Raw genomic sequence first — 7,507 nt, forward strand, 5'->3', positions numbered from 1 at the left:
GCGGACACGTTTCCAGTGAGGTGTTGTAGCGTAAGTCCCTGTAAACTACACGGCTTTGCCTTGCACTCGGGAGCGACAGCGTGACGAGCGACACACCTTCACTGCTATACATCCATGGCTTGAACAGCTCGGCCCTGTCGAGAAAGGCCTGTCAGTTGGCCGCGCTGATGAAGTCATTGGGTCTGGCTGATCGTCTGCAAGTCCCTGAACTGCACCACCATCCGCGTCAGGCTATGGGGCAGCTTGAAACCGCTATAAAGGAGCTGGGACGGCCATTACTGGTCGGCAGCTCGCTCGGCGGCTACTATGCCACTCATTTGGCGCAGCAGCATGGCCTCAAGGCGGTGCTGATCAACCCGGCAGTCAACCCGCATCAGCTGTTTGACGGGTTTCTCGGCGTGCAGCAGAACCTGTACACCGGCGAGCAGTGGCAGTTGACCGAAGACCATATTCAGGCGCTGGCCGAGCTGGAGGTTCCTGCTCCCCAGGACCCGCAGCAGTTTCAGGTGTGGTTGCAGACCGGTGACGAGACCCTTGATTATCGTCGCGCCGAGAAGTTTTACCGGGCCTGTGCCTTGCGCATTCAGACGGGCGGCGACCACAGTTTTCAGGGTTTTGCCGAGCAAATGCCAGCGTTGTTGAGCTTTGCCGGGTTTGCCCCCGATCTGTTGCAGAAGATCGACCTGTCGGCGCTATAGGCGATCGATGCCCGGCCTACTGAATGCAAGAACATTGAACCCCCGAAATTCCATGAAAGATTGATAACGAGAACCCATGGCCAATCCCAGCGCTAGCTCTTATAACGCAGACGCCATCGAAGTCCTCTCGGGCCTCGATCCGGTTCGCAAACGTCCGGGCATGTACACCGACACCTCGCGGCCCAACCACCTGGCTCAGGAAGTCATCGACAACAGTGTCGACGAAGCTCTGGCTGGTCACGCGCGCTCGGTACAGGTCATCCTTCATGCCGACAACTCGCTTGAGGTGTCCGACGACGGCCGCGGCATGCCGGTGGACATTCACCCGGAAGAAGGTGTGTCCGGCGTCGAGCTGATCCTCACCAAGCTGCATGCGGGTGGCAAGTTCTCCAACAAGAACTACCAGTTCTCCGGCGGCCTGCACGGCGTAGGGATTTCCGTGGTCAACGCGCTTTCCACTCAGGTTCGGGTGCGGGTCAAGCGCGATGGCAACGAATATGAAATGACCTTCGCCGACGGCTACAAGGCCACCGAGCTGGCGGTTATCGGCACTGTCGGCAAGCGCAATACCGGGACCAGCGTCTATTTCGCGCCCGATCCGAAGTATTTCGATACCCCCAAGTTCTCGGTCAGCCGCCTCAAGCACGTGCTCAAGGCCAAGGCGGTTCTGTGCCCGGGCCTGCTGGTCAGCTTTGAAGACAAATCCACTAACGAAAAAGTCGAGTGGCATTACGAAGACGGCTTGCGCTCGTATCTGCAGGATTCGGTCAGCGACTTCCTGCGACTGCCGGACGAACCGTTCTGCGGCAGCTTCGCTGGTAACAAGGAAGCGGTCGACTGGGCGTTGCTCTGGCTGCCCGAAGGTGGCGACAGCGTTCAGGAAAGCTACGTCAACCTGATCCCCACGGCGCAGGGCGGCACCCATGTGAACGGCTTGCGCCAGGGCTTGCTGGATGCGATGCGCGAGTTCTGCGAGTTTCGTAACCTGTTGCCGCGTGGCGTCAAGCTGGCACCGGAAGATGTCTGGGAGCGAATTGCCTTCGTCCTGTCGATGAAAATGCAGGAGCCGCAGTTCTCCGGGCAGACCAAGGAACGCCTGTCGTCCCGTGAGGCGGCGGCGTTCGTTTCCGGCGTGGTCAAGGACGCTTTCAGTCTGTGGCTCAACACCCACTCGGAGCTGGGCCTGCAACTTGCTGACCTGGCGATCAACAACGCCGGTCGTCGCCTCAAGGCCAGCAAGAAGGTCGAACGCAAGCGCATTACCCAAGGCCCCGCACTGCCGGGCAAGCTGGCTGACTGTGCCGGGCAGGACCCGGCGCGCTCCGAGCTGTTTCTGGTCGAAGGTGATTCCGCCGGTGGTTCGGCCAAGCAGGCGCGGGACAAGGAATTCCAGGCCATCCTGCCCCTGCGCGGCAAGATTCTGAACACTTGGGAAGTGGACGGCGGCGAAGTGCTCGCCAGCCAGGAAGTGCACAACATCGCGGTTGCCATCGGGGTTGATCCGGGCGCGGCGGACATCAGCCAGTTGCGTTACGGCAAAATCTGTATTCTCGCCGACGCCGACTCGGATGGTTTGCACATCGCCACCTTGCTGTGCGCGTTGTTCGTCCAGCACTTCCGTCCGCTGGTCGACGCCGGGCATGTGTATGTGGCCATGCCGCCGCTGTACCGGATCGACCTTGGCAAGGAAATCTACTACGCGCTGGACGAAAGCGAGCGCGACGGAATTCTCGACCGTCTGGTGGCTGAAAAGAAACGTGGCAAACCACAGGTCACCCGATTCAAGGGCCTGGGTGAAATGAACCCGCCGCAACTGCGCGAAACCACCATGGACCCGAACACGCGGCGTCTGGTGCAGCTCACGCTGGATGATTTCGCTGCCACGTCGGAAATGATGGACATGTTGCTGGCGAAGAAGCGTGCAGGTGATCGCAAGTCCTGGCTTGAATCGAAGGGCAACCTCGCCGAGGTCCTGACTTGATACGAGCCTGGCTCGCCGCCCTGACCCTGGTTGCCGCGCCGGTTTTCGCCGCGCCGCTTGAGGTCCTGAAACTGCAATCCGAGCACCCGGTAGACGACATGGTCGGCGGCAATCTGTCGGGTCTGGCCATGTGCAATGGCCAGCTGTGGACCGTTTCCGACCGTGACGACAATGTGCTGTACAGCCTCGATGTGTCGCAAAACACCTGGAAGGCAGAAGCACACCGCATTGACGCACCTGCGCCGCACAGCTATCTGCCGCTCAAGTTGCGTTCGCTGGCAGGCCTTTCGGCGTTGGTGCGTGGCGGTGATCTGGATTTCGAAGGCGTGAGTTGTGATGCAGCCGGTAATCGCTATCTGGTCAGCGAGGCCTATGGCACGGTGCTCAAGGTTCCGGTCAGTGGTGCGCCGTTCTGGCTGGATTTGCCGCAAGCGCTGATAGAACAGGCGCGCGGCCAGGGCATGTTGCAGCACTTCAATGCGATTTTCGAAGGTATCGCCGTGAACGCCTCGGGCGACCGCATCTGGCTGGCCGCCGAGCGCGAGAAACGCGGGCTGCTGGTGGTGCAGCGTGACAAGGAACAATGGAGTTGCGGGCAAAGCTGCGTGCTGCTGTCCGAAGACGGTAAAGACCTGCTGCCTGCAGAACAGGGGCACAAGACCGTGTCCACGGACTTTTCCGATCTGTCGCTCTACAACGGCAAGCTGTTCACGCTTGAACGTGCGGCCTATCGCATCTGTCGGCGTGGGCTTGAGACCGGGCAGATCGAACGTTGCTGGTCGTTCGCCAAGGAAGCGATGGTGCCTTCGCGTCGTTATGATCAGCCCTATGGCCTGACCGAAGCGCTGGTGGTGGACGAGAAGGGCGCGTGGATCGGCATCGACAATAACTTCGGTGCGCGCGCCGACGGTGAAAAACGCCCGATTGTCTGGCGGTTCGCTGCGCCTGAAGCGGGCTGGAGCGCCGGTCAGTGAGCCAGCCAGCGAATCAACCGCAACCCGGCAAGCGCGCTGGCAAGATATTGATGATCGTTGCCTGGGCCGCTGGCCTGTTTCTGGCGACGCGCTTTTTCGGCAGTTGGGAAGACAAGCAACAGAACCCTAATACGGTGGTTGCTTCGCAACACGGTGACGGATACATCGAAGTGCAACTGGCGGGTAATCGTCAGGGGCACTTTGTCAGTACCGGCCAGATCAACGGCCGGACGGTAGAGTTCATGATCGACACCGGGGCGACCGACGTGGCCGTACCCGGTGATATGGCTGACAGCCTGGGCCTGAAACGCGGCTTTGCGGTCACGGTCAGCACGGCCAATGGCAACAGTCAGGGTTTTCGGACCACGCTCGACCGCTTGCAACTGGGCGATATAGTCCTGACCAATGTGCGTGCTCTGGTGGCACCCGGTCTGGACGGTGAGCAGGTGCTGCTGGGCATGAGCGCCATGAAACAACTTGAATTCACACAGCGTGGCGGCAACTTGCTGCTGCGCCAGTCAACGAAATAATGAGGCCCGCATGAGCGACTCCCTTGACCTCAGCCTGGATGGTGTAGAACGCCGATCACTGGCTGACTTCACCGAACAGGCCTACCTCAACTACTCCATGTACGTGATCATGGACCGTGCCTTGCCGCATATCGGGGACGGTCTGAAGCCTGTTCAGCGGCGCATCATCTACGCGATGAGCGAACTGGGCCTGGGGGCTGACGCCAAGCACAAGAAATCGGCGCGTACCGTCGGCGACGTACTCGGTAAATTCCACCCGCACGGCGACTCGGCCTGCTACGAAGCGATGGTGCTGATGGCTCAGCCATTCAGCTACCGCTACACGCTGGTGGACGGGCAGGGTAACTGGGGTGCGCCGGATGATCCCAAATCCTTCGCGGCCATGCGTTACACCGAGGCGCGTCTGTCGCGCTATTCCGAAGTCCTGCTCAGTGAACTGGGCCAGGGCACGGCTGACTGGGTGCCGAACTTTGACGGCACACTGGACGAACCGGCCGTGCTGCCGGCGCGTTTGCCGAATATCCTGCTCAATGGCACCACCGGCATTGCCGTCGGTATGGCCACCGACGTGCCGCCGCACAACCTGCGCGAAGTCGCCAGCGCCTGCGTTCATCTGCTGGACGACCCCAAGGCCACGGTTCCGGAACTGTGCGAGCACATTCTGGGGCCGGACTATCCGACCGAAGCGGAAATCATCACGCCGCGTGCCGACCTGCTGAAAATCTACGAGACCGGGCGCGGTTCGGTGCGCATGCGGGCCGTGTACCGCATTGAAGATGGCGACATTGTCGTGACTTCACTGCCGCATCAGGTATCCGGTGCCAAGGTGCTGGAGCAGATCGCCGCGCAGATGCAGGCCAAGAAGCTGCCGATGGTTGCCGACCTGCGTGACGAGTCTGACCACGAAAACCCTTGTCGTATTGTGATCATTCCGCGCTCCAACCGGGTTGAACTGGACGAGTTGATGCAGCATCTGTTCGCGACCACCGAGCTGGAATCCAGCTATCGGGTGAACATCAACATCATCGGTCTGGACGGCAAGCCGCAGCTCAAGAACCTCAAGACACTGCTCGGCGAATGGCTGACGTTCCGCATCGGTACTGTGCGGCGTCGTCTGCAGTTTCGTCTGGACAAGGTCGAGCATCGTCTGCACCTGTTGGACGGTTTGCTCACGGCTTACCTGAACCTGGATGAAGTGATTCACATCATCCGCACCGCCGAACATCCTAAAGCGGAGCTGATTGCACGCTTTGGCCTGTCGGAAATCCAGGCAGACTACATCCTCGATACCCGTCTGCGTCAGTTGGCGCGTCTGGAAGAGATGAAGCTGCGCAGCGAGCAGGAAGCCCTGCGCAAAGAGCAGGCCAAGCTTCTGGCACTGCTGGGCAGTGAGTCCAAGCTGCGCAAGCTGGTCCGTGCCGAACTGATTGCCGACGCTGAAACCTATGGTGACGACCGTCGTTCGCCGATTGTTGCCCGTGCCGAAGCCAAGGCGCTGTCTGAAAACGAATTGATGCCCACCGAGCCGGTAACTGTCGTGCTTTCGGAAAAAGGCTGGGTGCGTTGCGCGAAAGGCCACGATATTGATGCCACCGGGCTTTCCTACAAAGCAGGGGATGGTTTCAAGACGTCGTCCATCGGCCGCTCGAATCAGTTCGCCGTGTTCATCGACTCGACCGGGCGCAGCTATTCGGTGGCAGCACACACCCTGCCATCTGCACGAGGCCAGGGCGAGCCGTTGACCGGTAAACTGCAACCGCCACCGGGTGCGACGTTCGAGTGCGTATTGATGCCCGAAGATGACGCGCTGTATGTGATCGCTTCGGATGCCGGTTATGGGTTTGTCGTCAAAGGCGAAGACCTGCAGGCCAAGAACAAGGCGGGCAAGGCGTTGCTGAGCTTGCCGAACGGGGCAAAAGTCATCTTGCCTCGGCCGGTGCCCGACCGTGAGCAGAACTGGCTGGCAGCGGTGACCACTGAAGGCCGTCTGCTGGTGTTCAAGATCAGCGATTTGCCGCAGTTGGGCAAAGGCAAAGGCAACAAGATCATCGGTATTCCGGGTGAGCGGGTAGCCAGCCGAGAAGAATATGTGACCGATCTGGCGGTGATCGCGCAGGGCGCGACGCTGGTTCTCCAGGCGGGCAAGCGAACGCTGTCGCTTAAACCTGAAGACCTTGAACATTACAAGGGGGAACGCGGCCGACGTGGCAATAAATTGCCAAGAGGCTTCCAGCGCGTAGACGCGTTATTGGTGGAAAATAGCTGAAAACATTGATCTGGCACCAGCGTTCTTCGTTTTGCCATGAAGTACGATGCATAATCGCTGGAGTCATGATGCATATTCACGGATGATATGGGGTCTTGGGGTGCATGCGTGGCTCAGTGCCTGCATGGGTCTTGAAAGTACTTATACTGTGGCCTGCCTCGGGGCGGCCACCTGGATGGGATGATGAATTTTCTACGCCTTCCCCTGATCCTGCTGATGACTGGCGTTTTGGGTCTGGCTGGTTGCAGTGTGCGCCAGCCGACCGCGCTTTATCAGCTCGATAGCGGTGAGCCTGGTCAGCCGAAACAGAGTAGTGGTCTGGCAGTATTGCTGGGTCCTGTTTCGGTGGCCGACTATCTGCAACGCGAAACCCTGCTGCAACGCCAGCCCGACGGCACCTTGACCGCATCGCCTGACGGGCGCTGGGCGGGCAATCTGTCTTCCGACATCGACCAGCTGCTTTTGCGCCAGCTGGCCTGGAAGCTGGACAGCCAGCGTGTCGTCATGGCGCCTGCGGTTGCCAACTTCACACCGGACGTTCAGGTCGTACTGTCGATCACCCGTCTGGACTCCGGTGCCAAACAGCCTGCCGTTCTGGATGCGCAATGGCGTCTTCTGGACCGTAAAGGCCATGTTCGTGACAGTCGACTGGTCCACCTGGAACAGGTCCATGCCGGCAGCTCCGCCGACCAGGTCAAGGCCCAGGGCATGCTGTTGCAACGCCTGGCCGATCAGGTCAGCACTGCGATCAAGCCGATTTCCTGGCAGCCGATCGAAGAACCGAAAAAGCCCCCGGTTGCCAAGGCCAAAGAGCCTGACAAACCAAGAATTCCAATGGCCTCGCCCATACGCACCGACCTTGAAGTGTTCCGCTTCTAGGATTGGTCCAACAAAAAGCCCGCAGCGATGCGGGCTTTTTGTTGGACGCGAATCCTCGCTTCTCACACCTCGACATTCCTGACGCTTTGCACCGTCAGGATAGGACGCAGAGCGTCCAGAACGGCATGCCCACGCGGAGCATGGGCACGATGGTGATCTTGCGGACGCCTATCGTTCCA

The 7,507-nt window shown here is 59.9% G+C and carries 6 protein-coding genes; all 6 read left to right on the forward strand.

From position 1 onward, the window contains the following. The first annotated feature begins 80 nt into the window (after positions 1–80). Positions 81–698 (forward strand): YqiA/YcfP family alpha/beta fold hydrolase, encoded by a 618-nt coding sequence (locus tag RYB09_RS04990; protein WP_122259363.1) that lies wholly within the window; start codon positions 81–83, stop codon positions 696–698. Between the two features lie 76 nt (positions 699–774). Next, positions 775–2,679: a DNA topoisomerase IV subunit B gene (gene parE, locus RYB09_RS04995; protein ID WP_002551799.1), complete on the forward strand. Its 1,905-nt coding sequence runs from the start codon at positions 775–777 to the stop codon at positions 2,677–2,679. Beyond that, the gene (locus RYB09_RS05000) at positions 2,676–3,653 is read left to right on the forward strand and encodes an esterase-like activity of phytase family protein (RefSeq protein WP_005731106.1); all 978 of its coding nucleotides are present in this window, start codon (positions 2,676–2,678) and stop codon (positions 3,651–3,653) included. Before parE ends, RYB09_RS05000 begins: the two co-directional genes overlap by 4 nt. Continuing rightward, positions 3,650–4,183, forward strand: coding sequence for a TIGR02281 family clan AA aspartic protease (locus RYB09_RS05005; protein ID WP_011167552.1), 534 nt, complete (start codon positions 3,650–3,652; stop codon positions 4,181–4,183). Before RYB09_RS05000 ends, RYB09_RS05005 begins: the two co-directional genes overlap by 4 nt. 10 nt (positions 4,184–4,193) lie before the next feature. Further along, complete coding sequence (parC, locus tag RYB09_RS05010; RefSeq protein ID WP_005778869.1) at positions 4,194–6,449, forward strand: DNA topoisomerase IV subunit A; 2,256 nt, start codon at positions 4,194–4,196, stop codon at positions 6,447–6,449. Between the two features lie 183 nt (positions 6,450–6,632). After that, positions 6,633–7,328, forward strand: a complete 696-nt coding sequence (locus RYB09_RS05015; protein WP_029241083.1) for a membrane integrity-associated transporter subunit PqiC — start codon at positions 6,633–6,635, stop codon at positions 7,326–7,328. Positions 7,329–7,507: the final 179 nt, after the last annotated feature.

Origin of the sequence: Pseudomonas syringae group sp. J254-4 (assembly GCF_032586855.1) — a bacterium.
GTDB classification, from domain to species: domain Bacteria; phylum Pseudomonadota; class Gammaproteobacteria; order Pseudomonadales; family Pseudomonadaceae; genus Aquipseudomonas; species Aquipseudomonas amygdali.

Excerpts from the sequence above, each read along its gene's own strand:
- parE (WP_002551799.1), top strand. The coding sequence starts at position 775 with ATGGCCAATCCCAGCGCTAGCTCTTATAACGCAGACGCCATCGAAGTC.
- parC (WP_005778869.1), top strand. The coding sequence starts at position 4,194 with ATGAGCGACTCCCTTGACCTCAGCCTGGATGGTGTAGAACGCCGATCA.
- RYB09_RS05015 (WP_029241083.1), top strand. The coding sequence starts at position 6,633 with ATGAATTTTCTACGCCTTCCCCTGATCCTGCTGATGACTGGCGTTTTG.